The sequence below is a fragment of the Dyella amyloliquefaciens genome (genome assembly GCF_004296575.1).
In the GTDB taxonomy this organism is placed as follows: Bacteria; Pseudomonadota; Gammaproteobacteria; order Xanthomonadales; family Rhodanobacteraceae; genus Dyella; species Dyella amyloliquefaciens.
The window spans coordinates 1-23,966 of sequence record NZ_SAYT01000001.1 but is presented as its reverse complement, the minus strand read 5'-3'; the positions used below and the strand labels follow the sequence as shown (position 1 = coordinate 23,966).

Here is a 23,966-nt window from a genome sequence, read left to right as displayed (position 1 = left end):
GCCCGCATGTTAGCCTGACTAGTCCCTTCCACCCCAGCAGCGCCGATGAACAACCGAAGCGACACCTCTCCTGCCCCGGTCCGACTCAGCGACTATCGTGCCCCTGCCTGGCGCGTATCGCAGGTGGAACTGACCTTCGACCTCGGCATCGACACCACCGAGGTGACCTCGCGCCTGCATCTGCAGGGCGACCCTGCGCAACAGGGGCCACTGCGTCTGGATGGCGAAGGAATGGAGCTGTTGTCGATCGAGCTCGACGGCCAGCCGCTCGCCGACCACGCCTGGCGCTACACAGACACCGTGCTGGAAGTGGATGGCGTGCGCGACGGCAGCGTGCTGGAAACGCGCGTCCGCCTGCAGCCGGCGGCCAATACGGCGCTGGAAGGCTTGTACCTCTCGGGCCCCCGTGAACGCGGCTTCCTGCTCACCCAGTGCGAGGCCGAAGGCTTCCGCCACATCACCTTCTTCCCGGACCGTCCCGACGTGCTGGCGAGCTACACCGTCACCCTGCGCGCCGATCGCGACCGCTTCCCGGTGCTGCTGGCCGGCGGCAATCCGGATGGCGAAGGCGCACTGGAAGGCGGCCGGCACTGGGCCCGCTTCGTCGACCCGCACCCCAAGCCCAGCTACCTGTTTGCCCTGGTGGCCGGACGGCTGCAGAAGCTTGAGCACGACTATGTGACCGGCAGCGGTCGATCGGTGAAGCTGGTGATCTGGGCCGAACCGGACGCCATCGGCCAGTGCGGATACGCGATGGATGCGCTGGAGCGCTCCATGCGCTGGGACGAGCAGGTCTACGGCCGTGAGTACGACCTCGATGTGTTCCATGTCGTCGCCACGCACGACTTCAACATGGGCGCGATGGAAAACAAGGGACTCAACATCTTCAATGCGAAGTACCTGCTGGCGGATCCCGACTCCAGCACGGACGACGAGTACCGCGCGGTGGAAGCCGTGGTGGCGCACGAGTACTTCCACAACTGGAGCGGCAATCGCGTCACCTGCCGCGACTGGTTCCAGCTATCGCTGAAGGAAGGCCTCACCGTGTTCCGCGAGCAGCAGTTCTCGGCGGACATGAATTCCCCGGCGCTCAAGCGCATCGAGGACGTGGCCCTGCTGCGCCGCGCGCAGTTTCCGGAAGATGCCGGTCCGCTGGCGCATCCGGTGCGTCCGGCGCAGTACAGCGAGATCAACAATTTCTACACCGCCACCGTCTACGAGAAGGGCTCGGAGCTGGTGCGCATGATCGCGGGGCGCCTGGGTCGCGAAGGCTTCCGTCGTGGCATGGATCTGTACTTCTCCCGCAACGACGGTCGCGCCGCCACGCTGGAGGATTTCCTCGGCGCCCTGAGCGAGGCCAACGGCATCGACCTCTCGCCGTACCTCGCGTGGTATTCGCAGGCCGGCACGCCGCGCCTGTCCGCGCGCGGCCATTACGACGCCGCGCATCGCAGCTACACGCTGACGCTGTCGCAACACACGCCGCCCACGCCCCAACAGTCACACAAGCAGGCGCTGCCGATACCGGTGAAGCTGGCCTTGTTCGATCGCGCGGGCCACATGATTCCGCTGCACCTGGCGGGCGACAAGGCGGATGCATCGGGTGCGACCGAGCGTGTCGTGGTGCTGGATCGCGCCGAACAGCAGTTCGTGTTCCAGCAGGTGAACGACGCGCCGGTGCCCTCTCTGCTGCGCGGTTTTTCCGCCCCGGTCATCCTTGAATGCGCTTATGCGCCCGCCGATCTCGCCTTGCTGCTGCGCCACGATCCTGATGGCTTCAATCGCTGGGAGGCCGGCCAACAGCTTGCCACTCGTGCCTATGACAACCTGCGCGACGGTGACGACACCCGCGCGCTCGACGCCTGGTGCGAAGCGCTGGCTGCGCTGTTCAACGACGGCTCGCTGGATGCGGCGCTGCTGGCCGACCTGCTCACGCCGCCCGGCGAGATCGAGCTTTCCGAGCGCGAACGTCAGGTCAACCCATCCCACGTGCACACGCTGCGCCAGCAGCTGCAGGAACACCTGGCCGTGCGGATCGGACAGGAAGCCTTGCAGCGTCGCTACGAATCCCTCGCCGCGCACACCAACCTGCAGCTCGATGCCGCCAGCCAGGCTCATCGCCGACTGAAGCGCCGCGTGCTGGAACTGCTGTCGCGCATCGATCCATGGACGGCGCATACGCTGGCCACGCTGCAGTACGACAACGCGCCAAGCATGACCGACCGCCTCGCTGCGCTCAGCGTGCTGGTGCGCGGCGACGCACCTCAAGCCCACGCCGCCTTGCTGCACTTCCGTGAACGCTACGCGGACAACCCGCTCGCCATGGACAAGTGGTTCTCGGTGCAGACGCAGCTGCCCGGCGAAGTCGTGCTTGAGCGCGTACGCGCGCTGGAAGCCGATGCCGCCTTCACGCTGAAGAATCCCAATCGCGTGAACTCGCTGTTTGGCGCCTGGGCGCGCGGCAATCCGAATGGTTTTCATCGGCCGGACGGCGGCGGCTATCAGTTGCTGGCCGAACGCCTGAAGCAGCTGGATGCATTGAACCCGCAGATCGCTGCACGCATGGCGACGGCGTTCAATGGCTGGCAGCGCCTCGAGCCGGGACGCCGCACGCTCGCGCGCAGCGCGATCGAATCGGTGGCTGCGCATCCGGGCCTTTCTCGCAATCTCAATGAAATCGTGCAGAGCATGCTGCACGGCTGAGAGCCCTGGCGGCCCGGCTGACGGGCCGCCCATAGAACAACGCCCGAGTGCTACCCGTCGAAGACGGGGCACCCGGGCGTAATCTCTGAAAACGGCAAGGAGACCGGCCTCGTCAGGCTCTCACGCTGGCGCGCAACCGCGCCCGGTGACTCTCCTCGAATGGCAGACGGACATCTGGACGTCCATATGCCGACAACCTGATACCACGCAGTGGTGCGTCAGACTTCCAGGCGCTGCAGTTCGTCGCGCAGGCGGCTGATGCGGGACAGCAGGCGCGGACGCAGCACCTGGCGCTCGTCTTCGCTGCGGGCGTCCAGATGGTCCATCGCCATTTCGACGCGACCCAGTTCAATCAGCAGGTCGTGATGCGGATAGACAGGCTGGAAATCGAAGTTGAAATCCATGAGCTAGCTCCTTCCAAACGATTCGCATTGATTGGCTTGGGAGGAAATGCAACGGCCATGCCAGCAATGTGATGCGGCTCACAAGAAAAATGGCCATGGATCACGGATTGACGCTGTACGTCAGCAGTTGCCAAGTGACGGCACAAACAGGCGTTTTAGTCACTCCACGTTCACGGTGCAGGCGTAAATATCCACCTCAACGCACAGCGACAAGCAGCGCTGCCAGCGACCCGCATTCTCGGTTTCTGGCGCCCGGCAACACGGTCATCCTGGATTCCCCCTGTTCCTGAGACCGCCGGGCGCCAGATCTTATCTAGGCTAGGAAACGCCCTCTGCTTGGGCAAGGCCTGAAAAAAACGACGGCGCCCCGAGGGGCGCCGTCTTGCTTCCTCTCCCCAGCACGCGATCAAGCCCCTGTCGCTCAATCTCGGCGCGCGTTGTCGCGCAGCTTCTGCCTGTGGAAAGTGCACGGAAGTCAAAGCAGGAAGCGTGCCAGCGGCCCGGAGGCCGTAGTGGCGCTACCATAGCGCCGTATTTGGTCCATTCCTGCGCATCCGGGGCAGGTTTTGTCGGGGCAGTCCATGTTTCATCCCACTTACTACGACGTCATCGTGATCGGCGGTGGCCATGCCGGCACCGAGGCAGCGCTTGCCTCGGCGCGTACCGGCGCGCGCACCCTGCTGCTCAGCCACAACATCGAAACGATCGGCCAGATGAGCTGCAACCCGGCCATCGGCGGCATCGGCAAGGGTCACCTGGTCAAGGAGATCGACGCCCTTGGCGGCGCCATGGCCCATGCGGCCGACCTCGCCGGCATCCAGTGGCGCACCCTGAACGCCTCCAAGGGCCCCGCTGTGCGCGCCACGCGCTGCCAGGCCGACCGCGCCCTCTACAAGGCCGCCATCCGCCGGATCGTCGAGACCCAGCCCAACCTGGAGCTGTTTCAGCAGGCCGTGGACGACCTGATCCTCGAAGGCGACCGCGTCACCGGCGTGGTGACCCAGATGGGCCTGAAGTTCCGGGCGCGGGCCGTCGTGCTGACCGCCGGCACCTTCCTGGCGGGCAAGATCCACATCGGTCCGGCGCAGTACGCCGGGGGCCGCGCCGGCGATCCGCCGGCCAGCACGCTGGCCCAGCGCCTGCGTGAACTGCCGGTGGCGGCCGAGCGCCTGAAGACCGGTACGCCGCCCCGCATCGACCTGCGCAGCATCGATTTCACCGGGCTGGAGGAACAGCCCGGTGACCATCCGGCGCCGGTGTTCTCCTACCTCGGCTCGCGCGACGAGCACCCACGCCAGGTGAGCTGCTGGATCACGCACACCAGCGAGCATACCCACGAGCTGATCCGGGGCTCGCTTGACCGCTCGCCGCTGTACAGCGGCCAGATCGAGGGCGTAGGCCCACGCTACTGCCCCTCGATCGAGGACAAGGTGGTGCGCTTCGCCGAGAAGACCTCGCACCAGATCTTCATCGAGCCGGAAGGCCTGGACACCTTCGAGGTCTATCCGAACGGCATCTCCACCTCGCTGCCCTATGACGTGCAGTTGGCGCTGGTGCGCTCGATCAAGGGCTTCGAACATGCCCACATCACGCGACCGGGTTATGCGATCGAGTACGACTACTTCGATCCGCGCGGCCTGCACCCGTGGCTGGAAACCAAGACGATCCCGGGCCTGTATTTCGCGGGCCAGATCAACGGCACCACCGGTTACGAGGAAGCAGGCGCACAGGGACTGATCGCCGGCCTCAACGCCGCACTCGCGGTGAAGGGCGAATCGCCCTGGTATCCGCGTCGCGACGAGGCCTATGTCGGCGTGTTGATCGACGATCTCACCAGCAACGGCACGATCGAGCCGTATCGCATGTTCACTTCGCGCGCCGAATATCGCCTGCACCTGCGCGAGGACAATGCGGATCTGCGTCTCACCGAATCCGGCCATCGGCTCGGCGTGGTGCCGCAGGCGCGCTACGACGCGCTGCGTGCCAAGCGCGATGCGGTGGAACGGGAGACGCAGCGCCTCGGCGCGCTCTGGGCCGCGCCCGCCAACGCCCTGGGCGCGAACATCCAGGAACAGCTCGGCGTCACGCTGAGTCGCGAGACGAATGCACTCGATCTGCTGCGTCGTCCGGAACTCGACTACGCGAAGCTGACGTCCGTCAACGGCATCGGGCCCGCCGTGGATGACGACGTCGTCGCCGAACAGGTGGAAGTGCAGACCAAGTACGCCGGCTACCTGGAACGACAGCGCGAAGAGATCGAGCGCCAGCGCCGCCATGAGCAGACAGCAATTCCCGGCAGCTTCGACTACGACAAGGTGCGCGGCCTGTCCGCCGAGGTGCTGCTCAAGTTGAAGCGCGTGCAACCGGAAACGATCGGCCAGGCTGCGCGCATCAGCGGCGTGACGCCGGCCGCGATCTCCCTGCTGCTGGTCCATTTGAAGCGTTCCGCCGCCTGATCACCCGCGAGCCGTTTTCCTGCACCCCGGCGCAAGGTCGTGTAACGCGGCACCAGTGGTCGTGCCTGCCATTCACGGGCCGGAGCGAGACGGAAATCACCGCCACCCATGGCATCATGCACACCATTGATCGGTGGAGCATGCATGTATGGAAGTCTGGATCGGTCGGGACGGTGAGCGACACGGCCCTTACAAGGAAGTCGATGTGCGTCAATGGCTGCGCAGCGGCCAGGTGAGCCCGCAGGATCTGGGCTGGCACGAAGGCATGACCGATTGGCAGCCGCTTTCCAGCCTGTTTCCCGATGAAGTCCGCGCGGCACCACCTGCCTTCACGCCGCCTCCCGCTCCGCCTTACGACGCAGGAACGCGCGCCGCCGATCCCACTGCAGCGCTCACCGATTACGCCGGATTCTGGAAGCGCGTTGCCGCCTACATCCTCGACGCACTCGTGCTGTGGATTCCCAACATGCTGCTGAGCAGCCTGTTTGGTGCGAACGAGGCCGCCGAGGCGTACCTGCAGGCCAAGCTCGCTGCCGGCAGCGATCCGCAGCTCGCCCTGCAGGCGTTCGATACCTATTTCCACGCGCTCGGCCCCGCGCTGATGGCACAGACCCTCCTCACCTGGCTGTATTTCGCCACATGCGAGAGCTCCGCATGGCAGGCCACGCTGGGCAAGCGCGCACTGGGCATCCGCGTCACTGACCTTGTTGGTGGCCGCATCAGCTTCCTGCGCGCCACCGGCCGTTACTTCGGCAAGCTGCTCAGCGCCTTCATGCTGTGCTTTGGCTTCCTGATGGTGGCGTGGACGCAGCGCAAGCAAGGTCTGCATGACATGCTTGCGCAGACACTGGTGCTCAACGGGCGTCCGGGCGATGCGCCGACGCAGCAGTCGCAGGCTCGCCGCGACCAGGGCTCGATCAGCGCCTGAGGCATCTGCTTGTCGCTATGACGTGCGCACTTCCTTGTGCTGCGGCATGCGCGCCCTATAGAACTTAAGCACGATGCGTCCGATGTCCGAGAAGTCTCGGACATCGGCGCGCGCTCTTCCGGCAATAGTGCTACCCGCGTGCAGAAGCCGGCTCATGTGCTGCCATCAGCACACGCAGTTCACGGCGCACTTCCGCTCACGCAACAACATGCACACGCCACGTGTACCTGCACGTGCGCCATCCGCACTCGGCGCGCACGACATGGTCGTCATCACGCACGCAGGGTGCGGTTTGTTATGACCTATGGCGGATGCGCTCGCCAGTACGAAGAGCGCATTCTCGCCGACACAGGGGGGCATACACCTGGCAAGGTCATGGCCCACTCCCAACCTGGCATCGACTGGATCTATCAGTTCGACGACATCGTGGTCGAGCCGCGTGCGCATCGGCTCGTACGTGCAGGCGTGTCGCTTTCGGTTGAACCCAAGGCTTTCTCCGTGCTGCTGGCGTTGTTGCAGCAGGCCGGCGAAGTGGTCGGCAAGGAAGCGCTGCTTGACGCTGCCTGGGGTCATCGGCACGTCACACCCGGAGTGCTGACGCGCGTCATCTCTCAACTGCGGCACACACTGGGGGATTGCGCCGGCAATCCGCGCTATATCGCGACGGTGCATACGCTGGGCTATCGCTTCATCGGTGACGTGCATCGGACGCCCGAGTCGCCCGTTGTGCCGGCGGCCTCTGAGCCGGATGCGCCACGCGACTCGCCGCTCCCTCCGTCCGATTCCACGGCAAAGCCGCCGGATCGCCCAACCTCCGCTCCGATGCCGTGGCTGGCCGCCGTGATCATGGTCGCCGCGATCGTGGCGATGCTGGCCGCGGCGAGCCTGTGGCATCCGCCGCGCGACCAGGTCAGGGCGCCACGCACGTCACCGCAGCCCGCCTTCGTGGTGCTCCCCTTCATCCATGCCAGCACCCATGCGCCGCGCCCCAGGCATTGGCCGCGCACCCGTCGCATCGCCACCCTGTATCCGTCTCATCAAGACGAAACCTCACCGCACCCGGGTGGCGCCGGTTACCTGCACACGCTTCCTGAAAGGGCCCCTGCCGCCCGGGAATGAGCGAGGCGGCGGTCTTGCTATCATCGAAGGTCCGGTACGCCCCGACAGGCGGCGTGTCGCATCGTCGAACGCACAGGAATCGTTTCAGCCTCATGCTCAGCATCGAACAACGTATTGCCCAGGACATCGCCGCCAAACCGGACCAGGTCCATGCCGCGGTGGATCTCCTCGACGGCGGCGCCACCGTGCCGTTCATCGCGCGCTACCGCAAGGAAGCCACCGGCGGCCTCGACGACACCCAGCTGCGCCTGCTGGAAGAACGCCTGCGCTACCTGCGCGAGCTTGAGGAGCGCCGCAGCGCGATCCTCGCCAGCGTCGAGGAACAGGGCAAGATGACCGATGCGCTGAAGGGCGACATCCTCAGCGCCGACACCAAGGCACGCCTGGAAGACCTGTACCTGCCGTACAAGCCCAAGCGTCGCACCAAGGCGCAGATTGCGCGCGAAGCCGGGCTCGAGCCGCTCGCCACCGGCCTGCGCGAGGATCCCACACAATCGCCTGAAGCCTTTGCTGCTTCGTTTGTCGATGCCGAGAAGGGGGTGGCCGACGTGCGCGCTGCTCTCGACGGCGCGCGCGCGATCCTGATGGAAAGCATCGCCGAAGACGCGACGCTGCTCGGCGAACTGCGCGACTGGATGTGGGACAAGGGCCAGATTCGCGCGAAGGTGGTGGAAGGCAAAGAGAACGAAGGCGCGAAGTTCCGCGACTACTTCGACCACGTCGAACCGATCGGCAAGATCCCCTCGCATCGCCTGCTCGCGCTGATGCGCGCGCGCAACGAAGGCGTGATCGAACTCGAGCTCGCTCCTGCGCTGGACATGGAGCAAGGCCATCTGGAAGGCGAAGGCCGCGTGGCCTCGCGCGCCAACATCCTCGATCGCGGCCGCGCCGCCGACGCATGGCTGCGCGAGACAGTGCGCCTCACCTGGCGCGTGAAGCTGCATCTGCATCTCACGCTGGATCTGTTCGGTCGTGTGCGCGAAGGCGCCGAGGACGAAGCGATCCGCGTGTTCGGCGACAACCTCAAGGACCTGATGCTGGCCGCACCGGCCGGCGCCAAGAGCGTGATGGGCCTGGACCCGGGCATCCGCACCGGCGTGAAGGTCGCCGTGGTCGATACGACCGGCAAGCTGGTCGCCACCGACACGATCTATCCGCACGAGCCGCGCAGGCAGTGGAACGAGTCGCTGGTGCAGCTGGCCAAGCTGTGCAAGCAGCACAACGTCGACCTCATCGCCATCGGCAACGGTACCGCGTCGCGCGAGACCGACAAGCTCGCCGGCGAGATGATCAAGAAGCTCGGCGAAGCGAAGCTGTCCAAGGTGGTGGTCAGCGAAGCCGGTGCCTCGGTGTATTCGGCTTCCGAAACCGCTGCGAAGGAATTCCCGGATCTCGACGTGAGCCTGCGTGGCGCCGTGTCGATCGCGCGCCGCCTGCAGGATCCGCTGGCCGAGCTGGTGAAGATCGAGCCCAAGGCCATCGGCGTGGGCCAGTACCAGCACGACGTGAACCAGGTGAAGCTGGCACGCGCGCTGGACGCCAAGGTCGAGGACTGCGTGAACGCCGTCGGCGTGGACGTGAACACTGCCTCGGCGGCCTTGCTCTCGCGCGTCGCCGGCCTGTCCGCCAGCGTGGCGGAGAATGTGGTGAAGCATCGCGACGCCAACGGCCCGTTCGCCAACCGCAAGGCACTGCTCAAGGTGCCGCGCCTGGGCGACAAAGCGTTCGAGCAGTGCGCGGGCTTCCTGCGCGTGCCCAATGGGGACAACCCGCTCGACACGAGCGCGGTGCACCCGGAAGCCTATCCGGTGGTCGAGCGCATCATCGCCCAGTGCGGCCGCGAGGTGCGCTCCATCATGGGCGACACCAGCTTCCTGCGCGGCCTCAAGGCCGAGCAGTTCACCGACGAAACGTTCGGCCTGCCGACCGTGCGCGACATCCTCAAGGAGCTGGAGAAGCCCGGCCGCGACCCGCGCCCGGAATTCGTCGCGCCCAGCTTCGCCGAAGGCGTGGAAGACCTGAAGGACCTGCGCGTCGGCATGGTGCTGGAAGGCCGTGTGACCAACGTGGCGGCCTTTGGCGCCTTCGTCGACATCGGCGTGCACCAGGACGGCCTCGTGCACGTCTCGGCGCTCTCGCACACCTTCGTGAAGGACCCGCGTGATGCGGTGAAGGCCGGCGACATCGTCAAGGTGAAGGTGATGGAGGTCGACATCCCGCGCCAGCGCATCGGCCTGTCCATGCGCCTGGACGACGAACCGGGCCAGCAGGCCCGTGGCGGTCGCCCGGCCGGCGGCAACGACGCTCCACGTGGCGGACAGCGCGACAACCGCGGTCCGCGCCCGGGTGGCGGCGCTCCGAAGCCTGCCGCTGCGCCGGCCAACAACGCTTTTGCCGATGCAATGGCGAAGGCGATGAAGCGCTAATCGCACGACCAGCGTTGCCCGCAGCGGGTGCTTTCCAAGCGCCTCTTCGGGCTTCTGGCTGGCGGCCAAATCTCCCCCCGCCTGCCCCACCTGGCGGCGAAATGCTGCGATGCACCGCAGCATGCGCTGACGTATGGGCATGCATTACCGTAACAACGGAATAACAAAGACCATCCCGGTCCCAGGAGCGTCATTCATGCCCCGTACTCGCCTTATCGCCGGCGCCATCACCGCCGCCCTGCTTTTCAGCTCGTCCGCCATGGCGGCCAGTTCGCAGTTCAGCAACGTCATCGCCTTCGGCGACAGCCTCAGCGACGCGGGCAATATCTCGCTGGCGCTTGACCCTTCCATCCAGCCGACGCTGAAGTTCACCACCAATCCGGGTACGGTGACCGTACAGAACGTGGCCAGCTACTACGGCTACAACCTGACCGCGTCGCAGGCGGGCGGCAGTGACTTCGCCTGGGGCGGCGCCGGTGTGCTCACCAACTCGCCGGGTACGCCCTCGGCCGTGCCGACCATTTCGACCCAGGTGAACTACTACCTGGCCACCAGCAAGGTGGACAGCAAGGCGCTCTATTCCATCTGGGGTGGCGCAAACGACATCTTCTACGCCGCCACCTCCGTCGGTGCGGGCGCGGCGGCGCAAACGCTGCTACAGCAGCCCGAAGCGGTGCAGATCGGGTTCCTGGTGTCCAACAAGGTCATTTCGGCCGCCCAGGCAGCTGTCATGACCCCTCAGCAGATCAGCGCCACGGTGATTCAGGCCGTGCAGGCCGGCGCCCAGGTCTCGGGCTTCATGACGGCGGACCAGGCACAGGCGGCGACCGCTGCCGCCGCCCAGCAGGAAGTCAAGCTCATCGGCCAGCTGCAGGCAGCCGGCGTCAAGAACATCCTGGTGTTCAACCTGCCGAACATCGGCCTGACGCCGTCCGCCCTTGAACAGGGCGCTTCGGCCGCATCCTCGCTCACCGGCCTCAGCCTGGTCTTCAATGGCCAGCTCAATGCGGGCATTGCTTCGCTGGGCAAGGGCATCGTTCCGATCGATACCTACAGCCTGCTCAACGAGGTGATTGCCAACCCGTCGCTCTATGGCTTCACCAATGTCACCAACGAAGCCTGCGGCGTGGGCTCCAGTTCGGTGCAGTGCGGTCCGCAGGGCTCGGGCTTGCCGTTCACCTACGCGGCGGGCACCAACCAGACCTACCTGTTCGCCGATGGCGTGCATCCCACTACCGCCGCCGACGTGATGCTGGGTCAGTATGTGGTCTCCATCCTGAGCGCGCCGGGCTATGCCTCGCTGCTCGCCGAGGCACCGCTGGCTTCGATCGCCGCGCAGAACCGCGCCATCCGCACTCAGATGCTGGCCGATGGCCAGGGCAGCGATACCCGCGTGTTCGCCAATGTGGATTACGGCGACCAGACTTTCGACGCCAGCAGCGGTTCGCCCAAGACCACCAGCAACAACGTCAATCTGACGGTAGGTGCCGACGCCCGCTTCAATGACAACCTGTCCGGCGGCGTGGCGATGAACTTCGGCCAGCACAATGCCGATTACCAGGGTGGCGGCGGCTACAAGCTGCAGGACATCTCGGGCCTGGGCTACCTGACCTATCACCAGGGTGGCGGCTACATCGGCGGCTATCTCGACTTCGGTCAGGACAACTTCTCCGACATCGAGCGCCGCATCCAGATCGGCGCCGCCCAGCGCACGGAAACCGCCAAGGCCGACGGCAACCACGTGGGCGCGGGTGTCACCGGCGGCTGGTGGTTCGATTTCTCGAGCCTGCGCACCGGCCCGTTCGCCACGTTCGAATGGCAGTCCATCAAGGTCAACGGCTACAACGAGAGCGGTAGCGACAGCAGCGCGATGTGGTTCGGCAGCCAGCAGCGAGACGCACTCATCTCCACGCTGGGCTGGCGCCTCGAGGGCCACTGGCAGGCGGGCAACACGATGCTCACTCCCTACGCCGAAGTAGCGTTCAACAACGACAGCAAGGCCGACCCGCGCGAAGTAACCGCCGGCCTCAATGGCATGCCGGGCAGCTTCTCGGTGGTGGGCTTCACCCCCGACAAGAACTGGGGCACTGCCGACGTGGGCCTGGGTGCACAGTTCAGCCAGGCACTCAGCGGCTGGCTGGGTTATAGCGGCCGTTTCAGCGACAACAGCCAGAAGTACAACAGCATCAACCTGGGCCTGAAGTACGCCTTCTAAGGCAACAGCATCGCCCTGGCGAAAAGGCCGCCCGCGAGCGTGGGCGGCCTTTTCTTTGCCTGGACGCCGCGCTTCGAGCATGCGCATGACAGGCGAGCATCCGCCCGTGGCCGTCTGGACGGCCAGACGGCGGGCACAAAAAAGCCGCCCCATCGGGCGGCTCTTTCGTTTCAACGGTGGCTGGGCTTACTTGCCCTTGCCGTTGGTCGCCAGCTTGAGGATCGCGTCGGCCTGCTTCTGCAGGTCCGCGGCAGCGTCATCGCTGAGCGGCGAAGTCTTGCCGCCGGCTTCCGCGGTCTTCAGCACCAGCTGACCATCCTGGCCCCAGGCGGCGCGATCGGTTTCGGTCGGCTTGGCGTCCTTGCTGGACTTCTTCTGCTGCACGACCACCCACGGCTTTCCGCCCTTGTAGGCGTAGTCGGTGCTGGTGAAGCCCTTGTCGCCGTAGTCGACCTGCTCGCGGATGAACTTCACTTCGCCAGCCTCACGGAACAGCTGCCAGCCGCGCGACACCTTGTCTTCCAGCTTGGTGCCGTTGCTGATCTTCATGCCGCCGATCTGCTTCTGCACGGCGGTGAAGGCAGCCAGTTCCTTTTCACCAGCGGTCTGCTCGGCCACCAGCTGGATGTTCACCTGCGTCGGCGCGCCCTTGGTCAGCACCTGGGTCTGCAGCGGCGGGGTGTAATGACGATCGCCGTCGACCAGGTCGACTTTCAGCACGTACAGACCGGCCGGGTTCACATCGTTCGGATTGAACTCCAGCTCGAACGAGAGCGGGAAGGTATTGGCCGGCTGCACGGTCTTGGTGGCCAGCGGCGCCGCGTCCTGGGTCGACACGTCGACCAGGGTCAGCTGCAGCTTGGCGTCGGCGGACACCTGCGCGGTGTCGCGCAGCGTCACCTGGCCGGTGATGGCGTTGGCCTTGGCGGGAGCGGCTGCCGGGGCAGTCGAGCCGGACGCGGCAGCGGTTTCACCGCCCTGCGTGGCGTTCTGGGAAGAATCGGAAGAATTGCCGCAACCGGCGAGAGCCAGTGCCGCGACCGACATCAGCGACCAAACCAACCTGCGCATGGGAAACCTCTATCGACTGTCAGGACTTTATAACGCGAGAACCAACAGGCGCCCAACACGCCTCGACTCTACACGGGGGAGTTTTGCAGGATAGCCCAAAATCAAGGGGTTGTAAAAGTTGGCCCATGCGCGACCGTATGCCGCGGGTTTAGGCGTCTAAATGTCTGATGAGCAAAAAGCGGCCCGCTCCCGGGCCACCTCTGTAACAGCCTCGATACGACCTGGAAACACGGCATGTACTCCATGGCAGGAGCGACCGATGTCGAAGCCACCGCTGTACGCGAAGGAGTTGTCCGGCTTCAAGTACATGTTGGGACCTTCCTCGTCGAACACCTTGATCGCGCCGACCGACGCGATGCCCTTCTACGGCATGTTCCAACGGAACTGCACGTCGTTGAACGCGGTGCTGGCGACATGGCGCATAAGCTGCGCACCGTAGAATGGATCGATGTGGTTCTCATCGTTGTACTCGGCCATGACCACGGCCACGCATTACTCGGTTGTGCCCGAGTTGTGGCGCGCCATCCAGGTCGCACCGAACATGCCATGGGTCCGGCCCAGCGTGACGTTGGTGAGCACGCGGAACTTGGCGCCGATGCCGGTGCACGGCTGCACCCTGGCCGCCGGATTGTCGCCGGCCTTGACGATCAGCTAGCCGACGAAAGTAGCGTTCCTGCGCGCCGCGAATTGGCCGATCTGGTGGTGGTTGAATCGATCGGTCGCACCGACGCCGTCAACAGCGCTCTTATGCCAGCCCTCGTTGGTCAGGCTGTGGCACATGCGGTCGATGCCCTAGTGGCCGGGTCGCGGCGCACGCACGTGCGAGAGGTGGGGATGCCAGCCTGGTGGCGGTCATCGGTCATCCAGAAGGTTCTGCATCGTGTCGGAGCTGATGACCTTCTTGCATCAGTCGATGCGAGACGTCGAAGCCGTCCACGTGGTGCGGACTGCGGTCGGCCCCGGTGGTCGTGTCGGTGCCGTGATGCTCGGGGAACCGACAGGACTGGAGATCCGCGTCGGTGAGCGGGCCTGTGCCGGCCTGGCCCTCCGGCGGCAGAGGGGGCCACCGCGCGCCGCCATTGAACGGGCTGGCAGCGCCGCCGCAGTGGACCTTGCCATCGGTGCCCATGTACGACGAGTTGGAAGGTTTCGGCATCCACGCGCGGGATGTGCGCCCTGCGGTCTCCAGCTTCCTGGTGCCGTCCTGGCAGGCCGTGCCAGTGACAGCCTGAGCGAAAGCGTGTCCGACGATGCCGAAAATACCTACGGACAGCGCCCTACGTACGGCAACCGTAAGTTTGTTGCCGAGTTTTTTGCGGAACTGCATGACTTCTCGCAGCAAAAAAGACTCCCGGCCCCAACCGGGAGTCGAAAAAACTCGCCTTTCCAGGGAGAGTCGCCGAGTCAGGGCCTTGCGCCCCCTCACAAACTGTCTGGCAGCTGAATGGACCGACACGTTCTTGATCACCAATCAAGGACAATTGCGTTGTTTGGAGTCGGCTCGCCTCTTCACCCAGGGGAAGCAGGCCTTACAAGAATTCACGGACCCGATAGAGAAATCTTGCGAGTGTAAACAGATTTCTAACGACTTCTTCGCATCTTCATTACACTTGATTCACGTTGATGTTTCAAAGTCGGGTTCACGCTCCCTACAACAGTCGCCATCCGTCAGGAAACTGCGATGAACATGCAGAAAATTTCGTCCAACGAACCCTCAAATACCTTCGCGGATCGCATCAAGGTGCTGATCCAGCGCGTGGGGAGCGTCACGGAGATCGCGCGTATGTGCGGTTTCTCCGAGGGCGTCGTGCGCAGCTGGCGCGACGGCAATACCGATCCTTCACGCGCGCGTTGCGTCACCCTGGCCAAGACCCTGGGCATTTCCCTGGTGTGGCTGGTCGCCGGCGAAGGCACCATCCAGGCGGATGCGATCGCATCGGGCGAGGAACTGCCGAATGCCGAAGCCGCGGCCAATCGCCACCGCTCCAAGCTGCGCACGGCGGCTGACACGCTGCACGCCAGCGGCATGGCGATGGATCCGGCGCGCCTGAACACCGCGCTGCGCATTCTGCAGTCGGAACTGGATCTGGCCGAGAGCCGCCTGACCCTGGCCGACAACGCCGACATGCTGGCCGATCTCTACGAGATCCTCGGCCCGGGCGGTGCGGATGTGGACGCCAGCGAGATGGTCGCCTTCAACCAGCGCCTGCATGAGCGCGTGAAGCGCGGCCGTCAGGTCGTCGCCTGAGGCCGGTTCCACTGCACACATAAAAAAACGGCAGCCCTTGGGCTGCCGTTTTGCGATGGACGATCGCCGCGCCGTTACAGGCGGGCGATGTCCGCGATCGCACCGAACTGCGCCTTGAGCTGGCCCAGCAGGGCCAGGCGGTTGGCACGCACCGCCGGATTTTCCGCATTGACCAGCACGCTGTCGAAGAATGCGTCGACCGGTGCCTGCAGTTGTGCGAGACGGGTCAGCACAGCCGCATAGTCGCCAGCGCCCAACGGCGCGGCGGTTTCGGCACGCGCGCTGTCGAGCGCAGCGGCCAGCGTCCGTTCGGCATCCGCCTCGAAATGCGCCGGATCCACGGCGGCACCGACCGGCGGCGCACCGGCCTCTTCCGCCTGCTTGCGCAGGATGTTGGCCACGCGCTTGTTGGCGGCGGCCAGGCTCAAGGCTTCCGGACGGCGCCCGAACTCAGCCACCGCGCGCAGGCGGCGGTCGAAATCGACCAGCGTCGCCGGCGCCACCGCGAGTACGGCCTCGAACTGCTCGCCGGTGAAGCCCTGCTCGGCGTAGTAACCACGCAGGCGCTCGAAGACGAACTCGACCAGCTCATCGACCAGGGCCGCACGACGCTTGCCCGCATCGAGCGCGGGCGCCTTGCCGTCCTTGCCGGGCTTGAGGCCCGCCGCGAGCGCGGCTTCGGGCAACAGCTCCAGCGCTTCGACGAAGCTGCCACGCAGGTCGAGATCCAGACCGCCTTCGACCAGCGTACGTGCCAGGCCCAAGGCTGCACGACGCAGCGCAAACGGGTCCTTGTTGCCGCTGGGCTTGAGGCCCACCGCGAAGATGCCGGCCAGCGTATCCATGCGATCGGCCACGGCGAGCACCCGGCCGACCTGGCCGGACGCGATCGCGTCGCCCGCAAAACGCGGCTGGTAATAGCTGTCCAGCGCGTCGGCTACTTCCTTGGCCTCGCCGTGATGGGCGGCGTAATAGCGGCCCATCACGCCCTGCAGTTCGGGGAATTCGCCCACCATGCGCGTCAGCAGGTCGCACTTGCTCAGTGCCGCAGCCCGAGTTGCTTCACCGGCGTCCACCTCGACGCGGTTGGCAATGATGCGCGCCAGTTCGGCCACGCGCACGCTCTTGTCCCACAGGCTGCCCAACGCCTGCTGGTAGGTCACGTTCTTCAGCTGGTCCTGGTAGCCGGCCAGCGGGGTCTTGAGATCTTCGTCCCAGAAGAACTTCGCATCGGCGAAACGCGGACGGATCACGCGCTCGTAGCCCTTGCGGATTTCCGACGGCTGCTTGCTCTCGATGTTGGCCACACCGATGAAATGCTCGGTGAGCTTGCCGTCTGCATCGAACACCGGCACGAACTTCTGGTTGGTCTCCATGGTGGTGACCAGCGCTTCGGGCGGCACGGCGAGGAACTCGCGATCAAACTGGCAGGCGATCGCCACCGGCCACTCGGTGAGGTTGGCGATCTCGTCCAGCAGCGCGTCGTCGAGCCGCGGCACGCCACCAGTTTCCTTGGCCGCGCGGGCAATCTCGTCGCGGATCTTCTGGCGACGTGCGGCTGGGTCAGCCAGCACCTTGGCGGCGAACATCGCGTCCGCCCAGCTGTCGGCATCGACCACATGCACGGGATGCGCATGCATGAAGCGGTGGCCGCGTGACTTGCGGCCGCTGGCCAGGCCCAGCACGGTGCCGTCGATGATCTCCGCACCGTGCAGCATCACCAGCCAGTGCACGGGACGCACGAAGCTGTAGTCGTGATCGCCCCAGCGCATCGGCTTGGGAATCGGCAGGCCCTTCAGCGCCTCGTCCACGATCTCCGGCAGCAACGCGGCTACCGGCTGACCCGGCTTCACCGCGCGGAACACGAACCACGAACCCTTGTCCGTTTCGAGCTTTTCCAGCTGCTCGACGGTGACGCCGCACGACTGCGCAAAGCCCTGCAGCGCCTTGCTCGGCTGGCCGTTGGCATCCAGCGCGGCATTGACCGCGGGGCCGCGACGCTCGATGTTCTGTTCGGGCTGGTTCAGCGCGACGGCCGGGATATGGACGGCCAAACGACGCGGCGACGCGTACAGCTTCGCCTGGTCCAGCGCCGCATCCACGCCACGCTTGGCGAGTCCGTCGCACACACCGCGCACGAACGCGGCGGCCAGTTCGTCCAGCGCCTTGGGGGGCAGTTCTTCCGTGCCCAGCTCGATCAACAGTGGCTTGGTGGCGGCGCTCATGCGGCCTGCTCCTTGAGATTCTTCTTCAGGCCCGGGAAGCCAAGCTTCTCGCGCTGCGCCACATAGGTTTCGGCTACGGCACGGGCCAGCGTTCGCACGCGCAGGATGTAGCGCTGGCGTTCGGTGACGCTGATGGCGCGGCGCGCATCCAGCAGGTTGAAGGTGTGGCTGGCCTTCATCACCTGCTCGTAGGCAGGCAATGGCAGGTTCGCGGCGATCAGCTTGTTGGCCTCGCCTTCGCACACGTCGAACCAGCGCAACAGCTCGGGCACATTGGCGTGCTCGAAGTTGTAGGTGCTCTGCTCCACTTCGTTCTGGTGGAACACGTCGCCATAGGTGACCGTGCCGTGCGGGCCTTCGGTCCACACCAGGTCGTAGACGTTGTCCACGTTCTGCAGGTACATCGCCAAGCGTTCGAGACCATAGGTGATCTCACCGGTGACGGGACGGCACTCCAGGCCGCCGGCCTGCTGGAAATAGGTGAACTGGGTCACCTCCATGCCGTTCAACCACACTTCCCAGCCGAGACCCCAGGCGCCGAGCGTCGGCGATTCCCAGTTGTCCTCGACGAAACGCAGGTCGTGCACCAGCGGATCCAGGCCCAGCTCCTTCAACGAACCGATGTACAGGTCGAGGATGTTGTCCGGGTTCGGCTTCATCACGACCTGGTACTGGTAGTAATGCTGCAGGCGATTGGGGTTTTCGCCGTAGCGACCGTCGGTGGGACGGCGCGAAGGCTGCACGTACGCCGCCGACCACGGCTCGGGACCGAGCGAACGCAGGAACGTCGCGGGGTGGAAGGTACCTGCGCCGACCTCGGTATCGAGGGGCTGCAGCAAGACACAACCCTGGGCCGCCCAGTAGCGGTTGAGGGTCTGGATCACATCCTGGAAGGTGCGCGCGGACATGGCTTTCCGTGGGCTTCAATAAAGCGGGTTAGTATAGCCGGGACCGCTTTCGCCGCTGGATTTTCGGGGCGAAGCCCGATCAGGAGAGATCGCTGCATGGCTGCTTCCGCGCAATCCGTGTCCTTGCTTGGCCGCCGCAACCGACTCGGCCTCGACGAGTTGCTCGCCACCCTGGTGGTGGACGGCTACCTGCTGGCCGAGGATGCCAAGCAGGTGCGCATGGGTTCGCGCAGCGGCCGCGCCACGGTAGAGCTGCATCCGCTGGTGCTGGTGGCCAACGCAAGGCTGCCCAACCAGCGCGATCCTGGCCGTCCGCTGGCCATGGAGACGCTGACCGAGTGGCTGGCCGGCCACGCGAAGCTGCCCTACCTCAAGATCGACCCGATGAAGATCAACGTGGCCGCGGTGACCCAGGTGGTCAGCCGCGCCTACGCCGAGCGCCATCGCATCCTGCCGGTAGCCGCCGCGACGGGCGAGGTCACCTTCGCCACCTGCGAGCCGTTCGACAACGCGTGGGCCGCCGATCTCTCGCACATGCTGCGCCGGGACGTGAAGCGGGTGGTGTCCAACCCGCTGGACATCAACCGCTACCTGCTGGAGTTCTACGGCGTCCAGCGCTCGATCCAGCTGGCACAGGACGCCAAGAACACCGGCTACGACTCCTCCGCCATCCTCAATTTCGAGCAGCTGGTGGAGCTGGGCAAGGGCGGCGAAGTCGGCGCGGACGACCGCCACGTTGTGCACATCGTCGACTGGCTGCTGCAGTACGCGTTCGAACAGCGTGCGTCGGACATCCACCTGGAGCCACGCCGCGACGCCGGCCAGATGCGCTTCCGCATCGATGGCGTGATGCACAAGGTGTTCGAACTGCCACCGCCGGTGATGACCGCGGTGACGGCGCGTATCAAGATCCTTTCGCGCATGGACGTGGCCGAGAAGCGCCGGCCCCAGGACGGCCGCATCAAGACACGCTCCGGCGGTGGTCGCGAAGTGGAGTTGCGTATTTCCACCATGCCGACCGCGTTTGGCGAAAAGGTGGTGATGCGTATTTTCGATCCCGACATCGTCGCCAAGGATTTCGCGCAGCTGGGCTTCTCCCCGGAGGAGGGCGCGATGTGGCGTTCGATGGTGGAGCGGCCGCACGGCATCGTGCTGGTCACCGGCCCCACGGGTTCAGGCAAGACCACCACGCTTTATTCCACGCTCAAGCATCTGGCCACGCCCGAATTGAACGTGTGCACGGTGGAAGACCCGATCGAAATGGTCAGCCCCGAATTCAACCAGATGCAGGTGCAGCCGGCGATCGACCTCGATTTCGCGGCCGGCGTGCGTACCCTGCTGCGCCAGGACCCGGACATCATCATGGTCGGCGAGATTCGCGACCTGAGCACGGCACAGATGGCCGTGCAGGCCTCGCTTACCGGCCACCTGGTGCTGTCCACGCTGCACACCAACGATGCGCCCAGTGCAGTCACGCGCCTGCTCGACCTCGGCGTGCCGCACTACCTGATCCAGTCGACGTTGACCGGCGTGGTGGCGCAGCGACTGGTTCGAACGCTGTGCCCCCACTGCAAGGCGGAAACCACGCAGGATCCGCACGAGTGGACCGCGCTCACGCATGGCTGGACGCTGCCCCTGCCAGAGAAGGTCTATACGCAGGTCGGATGCCTGGAATGTCGCAATACCGGCTTCATGGGGCGCACCGGCATCTATGAAATGATGATGCTGTCGCCGCGCTTGCGCGGCCTCATTTCTTCGCAGCTGGACCTGGGCCACTTCGGCCATGCGGCACTGGCCGAGGGCATGAGCCCACTGCGGATTTCCGCTGCGGCGCAGGTCGCACGTGGCGTGACCACGGTGCAGGAAGTGCTGACGGTGATCCCGCCCATCGAGCATGGTTCAGCCTGAAATCTGCATGATGTATTCCCGCACGTCACCACCGATGTCCGCCGCATGAAACCCGTCCTGATCATCCGCACCGGTCGCGCCCCGGCTCCCATCCGCGCGCGACATGGCGACTTCCCGCATTGGTTCCGCTTGGGAGCACAGCTGTCGACGCAGCGCATGTGCGTCGTCGACGTGGAGGCCGGTGAAACGCTGCCGCCCCCCAGTGAGGTCGCAGGTGCCCTGATTACCGGTTCCGCGGCGATGGTCACTGACCGCGCCGCCTGGAGCGAACGCACGGCGGGTTGGATCCGCGATGCGATGGACGAGCAGCTACCCTTGTTCGGTGTCTGCTACGGGCACCAGCTCATGGCGCATGCACTCGGTGGGCGTGTCGATTACCTGCCGGGTGGTCGCGAGATCGGCACGGTGACCATCCAGATGCTGGACGAGGCAAAGAGCGATCCGTTGACGGACAAACTCCCGTCCGAGTTCCGCGTCCACGCCACGCACGAGCAGAGCGTGCTCGAGTTGCCCAAGGATGCCACGGTACTCGCCAGCTCCGCGCGCGATCCGCACCATCTCGTGCGCTATGGCGCCAACGCGATGAGCGCGCAGTTCCACCCGGAATTCAACGCCGACGTGATGCGCGCCTATATCGATCGCAAGCACCACGACATGCGGCGCGAAGGTTTTGATCCACACAACGCCTTCCGCCAGGTGGCGCCCACGCCGTTGGCGCGACGACTGTTCAGGCAGTTCTCCCGGCACCACGGTCTCGCCTCGCGCTGACATTCGCGTCATCTCCGCTGCCTAGAATCTGATCCTGGATGCGGCCCACTGGTGGGCTAGGCGTCGCGGACGAGGATCGCCCCATGGGACAACGGCAGCCGCATGTACATCGTGCGTCAGTCATCGCGATGCGCCTGGTCGACATCGCGGACACCATCGACCTGACCGGGGTGGAAGCGTTATGGGCCCGGCATGCCAGGACCCTGGCGGCACGCAGTCGACTGATTACCACCTCGCCCAAGGCGATGACATTTGGCGTCCCTCCGGTGGAACTCGTGCTGGAGCCCGTGGAGGTCGTCGTCGGCAATCGCCCCATGCAAGCGGCCGCGATGGTGCGGTTCTACGAGTTCGGCGTGGCGGCGTTTTCCTTGCGCGTGCAGGCCGATGACCTTCCCTGGGTGGAGTTCAGCGCACGCGTCAATGCCATGGATGCCGCTTTGGGCATCGCTTCCGGCAGCGAAGTGTGGAATCGGCTGATTGCACAGATCAGCGAGGTACTCACCCCCGCATTCGTGCGGCCCAGCACCGCTCCACTGCATGAAGACTATCTGCTGGGGCTGGTGCACTCGCTTGAGGGCGTCAGCGGCACGGCGACGCTGCATAAGGATCTCGACCTGGTCCCGCTGCTTTCCGGCGAATCACGCGCGCTATCGGAGCAGGCTGCACAAGACCTGCTTCGCCAACGCTATGCGTACTACACCGACGACCTGGTGATCCTCACTTGGGATCGGGCTTTCATCGTGGAGCCTCGCGATGACTCGGACGTGTTGGACGTCCTCGAGGTGGCCAACGCCCAGTTGCTGGAACTGCGCTACTACGACGAGCTGCTCGACGCCGAGCTGCCGCGTATGTATGACCTGATCGAAGCCACGCGCAATGTCGCCAATCCGTTTGCGGCACGACGGTACGCGGATCTTGCGCGACGCCTGTACACGCTGGTGGCTGAAGTCACCGAGGTCACGGAGAAAGTCGACAACGCGCTGCAAGTCACCGAAGACGTGTATCTCGCCCGCGTCTATACGGCGGCGCTGGATCTCTTTCGCGTCCCCCACGTGAGCAAGGCGGTCGATCGCAAGCTCGCCATCATCCGCGGCAGTTATTCGGCCCTTTATGAGGAAGCATCAAGCAAACGCGGCGAACTGCTTGAGCTCGCCATCATCGCTTTGATCGTGGTGGAGATCGTGATTGCCGTCGTCCACCACGTTTAGTCGATGATTCAACGCCCTCGGGGCGGCATCGGAAATGGCGTGATTTTCTGCCCATCAGCCGCGTCGCGGATCACCAGCGCGCCCTTGCTCTCCACTTCTTCGATGCGTACGACCGATTGCATCGGGAGATGCAGCACGCGCGTGTCCTTGAACTCATCGCGCAATCGTTCTTCGGTGGGATCGACGAGGATCCCCTCGCCCACCGGTTCGAACACGAGATCACCGACTTCGGTGAAACCCCAGAGACTGCTTGACGCCACGTGCCGGGCATAGAGCTCGTAGCACTTGCCCAGGTGCAGGAAGGTGACTTTGTAGAGTTTCTTGTTGCGCATGGCGCTATGTTAGCCGCGCAGGCGACGGGCGATGTCATCGCGGGAAAACAGCGCGAAAACCACGCCAAACAAAAAGCCGGCAATGTGCGTCCACCACACCACCGCGCCGTAGCTCGGCCCGGCATAGCTGAAGAGCAGCTGCAACAATACCCAGATGCCTATCAGCAGGAACGCCGGCATGCGCACGAATTCCAGATACAGGCCGAGTGGCACCACCAGGCCAAGACGTGCACGCGGGAAAAGCGCGATATAGGTGCCAAGTACTGCGGACACCGCGCCACTGCAGCCGATGATGGGCGAGCGCACGCCGGCCAGCGACAATGCGCCGACCAGGTTGGCCACGATGCCGCCGAGCACGAACAGCAACAGGAAACGCAGCGAGCCAAGCGCCCGCTCGGCGGGAATGCCGAAGATCACCAGGAACAGGAGGTTGCCCAGCAGGTGCAACCAGGCCAGGTGAATGAACAACGCGGTGAACAGGCGCAGCAACGCGGGATCATGCAGCTGCGGAAGAATCGGTTGTTTCGCGTCGAAGATGTTGGCGGGCACGGTGCCCCATTCCAACCACATCGACATGCGCTGCGGCGCCGGCATCAAGGCCAGTCCAACGAAACTGATCACGGTGACGACCACCAGCAGCGCAGTAGCCCACTGCACATGCTGGCGCCGACGAGTTTCGACATGGACAAACACAGGATGGGTACTCCGCAAAATGGCGGCCGGATAGGCCCAGCATCATAGGCGATCCGGGGCTGTTGGCGCGGTGCAGAGGCTTGCGCATCGTGGCGGTCAGCCGTGAACGGGCTTTGTCGGCGAGTGCGCCCGGAACAGATCCGATGCACGAGCCGGCGCGGATCGCGCACTGGGTGCGCTCCTACAACGGCGGCGTGCGCTGCAGTTGTCGGCGCGGCCCCGGCGCGCGATCGACACTCGGTCACGCCGTATTGTTTTGGAAGCGCGCAAAGACAAACGCCTTCCCGGATGGGAAGGCGTTTGAGGGATAAAGCCCCTGGCGGTGACCTACTCTTGCATGAGGATTCACACTAC

Annotated in this window: 19 protein-coding genes; 11 read left to right on the top strand and 8 right to left on the bottom strand. The window is 65.0% G+C overall.

The genetic code is table 11. From position 1 onward, the window contains the following. Positions 1–45 precede the first annotated feature (45 nt). The gene (gene pepN, locus EPB08_RS00090; RefSeq protein WP_130617034.1) at positions 46–2,703 is read left to right on the top strand and encodes an aminopeptidase N; all 2,658 of its coding nucleotides are present in this window, start codon (positions 46–48) and stop codon (positions 2,701–2,703) included. Positions 2,704–2,921: 218 nt separating this feature from the next. On the opposite strand, the gene EPB08_RS00085 is transcribed toward pepN, so the two are convergent. Continuing rightward, the gene (locus EPB08_RS00085) at positions 2,922–3,107 is read right to left on the bottom strand and encodes a hypothetical protein (protein WP_130617033.1); all 186 of its coding nucleotides are present in this window, start codon (positions 3,105–3,107) and stop codon (positions 2,922–2,924) included. Between the two features lie 581 nt (positions 3,108–3,688). On the opposite strand from EPB08_RS00085, the gene mnmG reads away from it, so the two are divergent. The 5 genes from mnmG to EPB08_RS00060 all read left to right on the top strand — a co-directional run bounded on the left by mnmG (position 3,689) and on the right by EPB08_RS00060 (position 12,251). Then, complete coding sequence (mnmG, locus tag EPB08_RS00080) at positions 3,689–5,563, top strand: tRNA uridine-5-carboxymethylaminomethyl(34) synthesis enzyme MnmG (RefSeq protein WP_130617032.1); 1,875 nt, start codon at positions 3,689–3,691, stop codon at positions 5,561–5,563. A gap of 148 nt (positions 5,564–5,711) precedes the next feature. Beyond that, entirely contained in the window at positions 5,712–6,491 is a 780-nt protein-coding gene (locus EPB08_RS00075) for an RDD family protein (RefSeq protein ID WP_130617031.1), read from the top strand. Positions 6,492–6,866: 375 nt separating this feature from the next. Further along, positions 6,867–7,610, top strand: a complete 744-nt coding sequence (locus EPB08_RS00070) for a winged helix-turn-helix domain-containing protein (RefSeq protein WP_165418339.1) — start codon at positions 6,867–6,869, stop codon at positions 7,608–7,610. 92 nt (positions 7,611–7,702) lie between these two features. Continuing rightward, positions 7,703–10,036 (top strand): Tex family protein, encoded by a 2,334-nt coding sequence (locus tag EPB08_RS00065; protein WP_130617029.1) that lies wholly within the window; start codon positions 7,703–7,705, stop codon positions 10,034–10,036. A gap of 196 nt (positions 10,037–10,232) precedes the next feature. Continuing rightward, the gene (locus EPB08_RS00060; RefSeq protein ID WP_130617028.1) at positions 10,233–12,251 is read left to right on the top strand and encodes an autotransporter outer membrane beta-barrel domain-containing protein; all 2,019 of its coding nucleotides are present in this window, start codon (positions 10,233–10,235) and stop codon (positions 12,249–12,251) included. Between the two features lie 186 nt (positions 12,252–12,437). Here the strand turns inward: EPB08_RS00060 and EPB08_RS00055 are convergent, their stop codons facing one another. Then, on the bottom strand, positions 12,438–13,322 hold the full coding sequence (locus tag EPB08_RS00055) for a YbaY family lipoprotein (protein WP_130617027.1): 885 nt from the start codon (positions 13,320–13,322) through the stop codon (positions 12,438–12,440). 259 nt (positions 13,323–13,581) lie between these two features. On the opposite strand from EPB08_RS00055, the gene EPB08_RS00050 reads away from it, so the two are divergent. Beyond that, positions 13,582–13,761, top strand: coding sequence for a hypothetical protein (locus EPB08_RS00050; protein WP_130617026.1), 180 nt, complete (start codon positions 13,582–13,584; stop codon positions 13,759–13,761). A 53-nt stretch (positions 13,762–13,814) separates the two neighbouring features. On the opposite strand, the gene EPB08_RS21330 is transcribed toward EPB08_RS00050, so the two are convergent. Next, positions 13,815–13,937, bottom strand: coding sequence for a hypothetical protein (locus tag EPB08_RS21330; protein ID WP_267873327.1), 123 nt, complete (start codon positions 13,935–13,937; stop codon positions 13,815–13,817). 244 nt (positions 13,938–14,181) lie between these two features. After that, positions 14,182–14,649 (bottom strand): hypothetical protein, encoded by a 468-nt coding sequence (locus tag EPB08_RS00045; protein ID WP_130617025.1) that lies wholly within the window; start codon positions 14,647–14,649, stop codon positions 14,182–14,184. 354 nt (positions 14,650–15,003) lie between these two features. Here EPB08_RS00045 and EPB08_RS00040 point away from each other — a divergent pair, with 354 nt between their 5' ends. Further along, complete coding sequence (locus EPB08_RS00040; protein WP_130617024.1) at positions 15,004–15,570, top strand: helix-turn-helix domain-containing protein; 567 nt, start codon at positions 15,004–15,006, stop codon at positions 15,568–15,570. A gap of 74 nt (positions 15,571–15,644) precedes the next feature. On the opposite strand, the gene glyS is transcribed toward EPB08_RS00040, so the two are convergent. Together glyS and glyQ are read right to left on the bottom strand one after the other, a co-directional pair. Then, entirely contained in the window at positions 15,645–17,795 is a 2,151-nt protein-coding gene (gene glyS / locus EPB08_RS00035) for a glycine--tRNA ligase subunit beta (RefSeq protein ID WP_130617023.1), read from the bottom strand. Continuing rightward, positions 17,792–18,703 carry a glycine--tRNA ligase subunit alpha gene (gene glyQ, locus EPB08_RS00030; RefSeq protein ID WP_038622893.1) on the bottom strand — a complete coding sequence of 304 codons (912 nt, stop codon included), beginning with the start codon at positions 18,701–18,703 and terminating at the stop codon, positions 17,792–17,794. Before glyQ ends, glyS begins: the two co-directional genes overlap by 4 nt. Positions 18,704–18,799: 96 nt before the next feature. On the opposite strand from glyQ, the gene tfpB reads away from it, so the two are divergent. From tfpB to EPB08_RS00015, 3 genes are all read left to right on the top strand, one after another. Then, complete coding sequence (gene tfpB, locus EPB08_RS00025; protein WP_130617022.1) at positions 18,800–20,611, top strand: type IV pilus assembly ATPase TfpB; 1,812 nt, start codon at positions 18,800–18,802, stop codon at positions 20,609–20,611. Between the two features lie 45 nt (positions 20,612–20,656). Further along, positions 20,657–21,379, top strand: coding sequence for a glutamine amidotransferase (locus EPB08_RS00020; RefSeq protein WP_130617021.1), 723 nt, complete (start codon positions 20,657–20,659; stop codon positions 21,377–21,379). 83 nt (positions 21,380–21,462) lie between these two features. After that, positions 21,463–22,587: a hypothetical protein gene (locus EPB08_RS00015; protein ID WP_229238154.1), complete on the top strand. Its 1,125-nt coding sequence runs from the start codon at positions 21,463–21,465 to the stop codon at positions 22,585–22,587. Between the two features lie 8 nt (positions 22,588–22,595). Here the strand turns inward: EPB08_RS00015 and EPB08_RS00010 are convergent, their stop codons facing one another. Beyond that, on the bottom strand, positions 22,596–22,919 hold the full coding sequence (locus EPB08_RS00010; protein WP_130617020.1) for a DUF1820 family protein: 324 nt from the start codon (positions 22,917–22,919) through the stop codon (positions 22,596–22,598). Positions 22,920–22,928: 9 nt separating this feature from the next. Then, the gene (locus EPB08_RS00005; RefSeq protein WP_130617019.1) at positions 22,929–23,612 is read right to left on the bottom strand and encodes a rhomboid family intramembrane serine protease; all 684 of its coding nucleotides are present in this window, start codon (positions 23,610–23,612) and stop codon (positions 22,929–22,931) included. Positions 23,613–23,966: the final 354 nt, after the last annotated feature.

What these genes read in the sequence shown, in the direction of transcription:
- pepN (WP_130617034.1), top strand. Translation starts at nt 46, where the DNA reads ATGAACAACCGAAGCGACACCTCTCCTGCCCCGGTCCGACTCAGCGAC.
- EPB08_RS00085 (WP_130617033.1), bottom strand. Translation starts at nt 3,107, where the DNA reads ATGGATTTCAACTTCGATTTCCAGCCTGTCTATCCGCATCACGACCTG.
- mnmG (WP_130617032.1), top strand. Translation starts at nt 3,689, where the DNA reads ATGTTTCATCCCACTTACTACGACGTCATCGTGATCGGCGGTGGCCAT.
- EPB08_RS00075 (WP_130617031.1), top strand. Translation starts at nt 5,712, where the DNA reads ATGGAAGTCTGGATCGGTCGGGACGGTGAGCGACACGGCCCTTACAAG.
- EPB08_RS00070 (WP_165418339.1), top strand. Translation starts at nt 6,867, where the DNA reads ATGGCCCACTCCCAACCTGGCATCGACTGGATCTATCAGTTCGACGAC.
- EPB08_RS00065 (WP_130617029.1), top strand. Translation starts at nt 7,703, where the DNA reads ATGCTCAGCATCGAACAACGTATTGCCCAGGACATCGCCGCCAAACCG.
- EPB08_RS00060 (WP_130617028.1), top strand. Translation starts at nt 10,233, where the DNA reads ATGCCCCGTACTCGCCTTATCGCCGGCGCCATCACCGCCGCCCTGCTT.
- EPB08_RS00055 (WP_130617027.1), bottom strand. Translation starts at nt 13,322, where the DNA reads ATGCGCAGGTTGGTTTGGTCGCTGATGTCGGTCGCGGCACTGGCTCTC.
- EPB08_RS00050 (WP_130617026.1), top strand. Translation starts at nt 13,582, where the DNA reads ATGTCGAAGCCACCGCTGTACGCGAAGGAGTTGTCCGGCTTCAAGTAC.
- EPB08_RS00045 (WP_130617025.1), bottom strand. Translation starts at nt 14,649, where the DNA reads ATGCAGTTCCGCAAAAAACTCGGCAACAAACTTACGGTTGCCGTACGT.
- EPB08_RS00040 (WP_130617024.1), top strand. Translation starts at nt 15,004, where the DNA reads ATGAACATGCAGAAAATTTCGTCCAACGAACCCTCAAATACCTTCGCG.
- glyS (WP_130617023.1), bottom strand. Translation starts at nt 17,795, where the DNA reads ATGAGCGCCGCCACCAAGCCACTGTTGATCGAGCTGGGCACGGAAGAA.
- glyQ (WP_038622893.1), bottom strand. Translation starts at nt 18,703, where the DNA reads ATGTCCGCGCGCACCTTCCAGGATGTGATCCAGACCCTCAACCGCTAC.
- tfpB (WP_130617022.1), top strand. Translation starts at nt 18,800, where the DNA reads ATGGCTGCTTCCGCGCAATCCGTGTCCTTGCTTGGCCGCCGCAACCGA.
- EPB08_RS00020 (WP_130617021.1), top strand. Translation starts at nt 20,657, where the DNA reads ATGAAACCCGTCCTGATCATCCGCACCGGTCGCGCCCCGGCTCCCATC.
- EPB08_RS00015 (WP_229238154.1), top strand. Translation starts at nt 21,463, where the DNA reads ATGGGACAACGGCAGCCGCATGTACATCGTGCGTCAGTCATCGCGATG.
- EPB08_RS00010 (WP_130617020.1), bottom strand. Translation starts at nt 22,919, where the DNA reads ATGCGCAACAAGAAACTCTACAAAGTCACCTTCCTGCACCTGGGCAAG.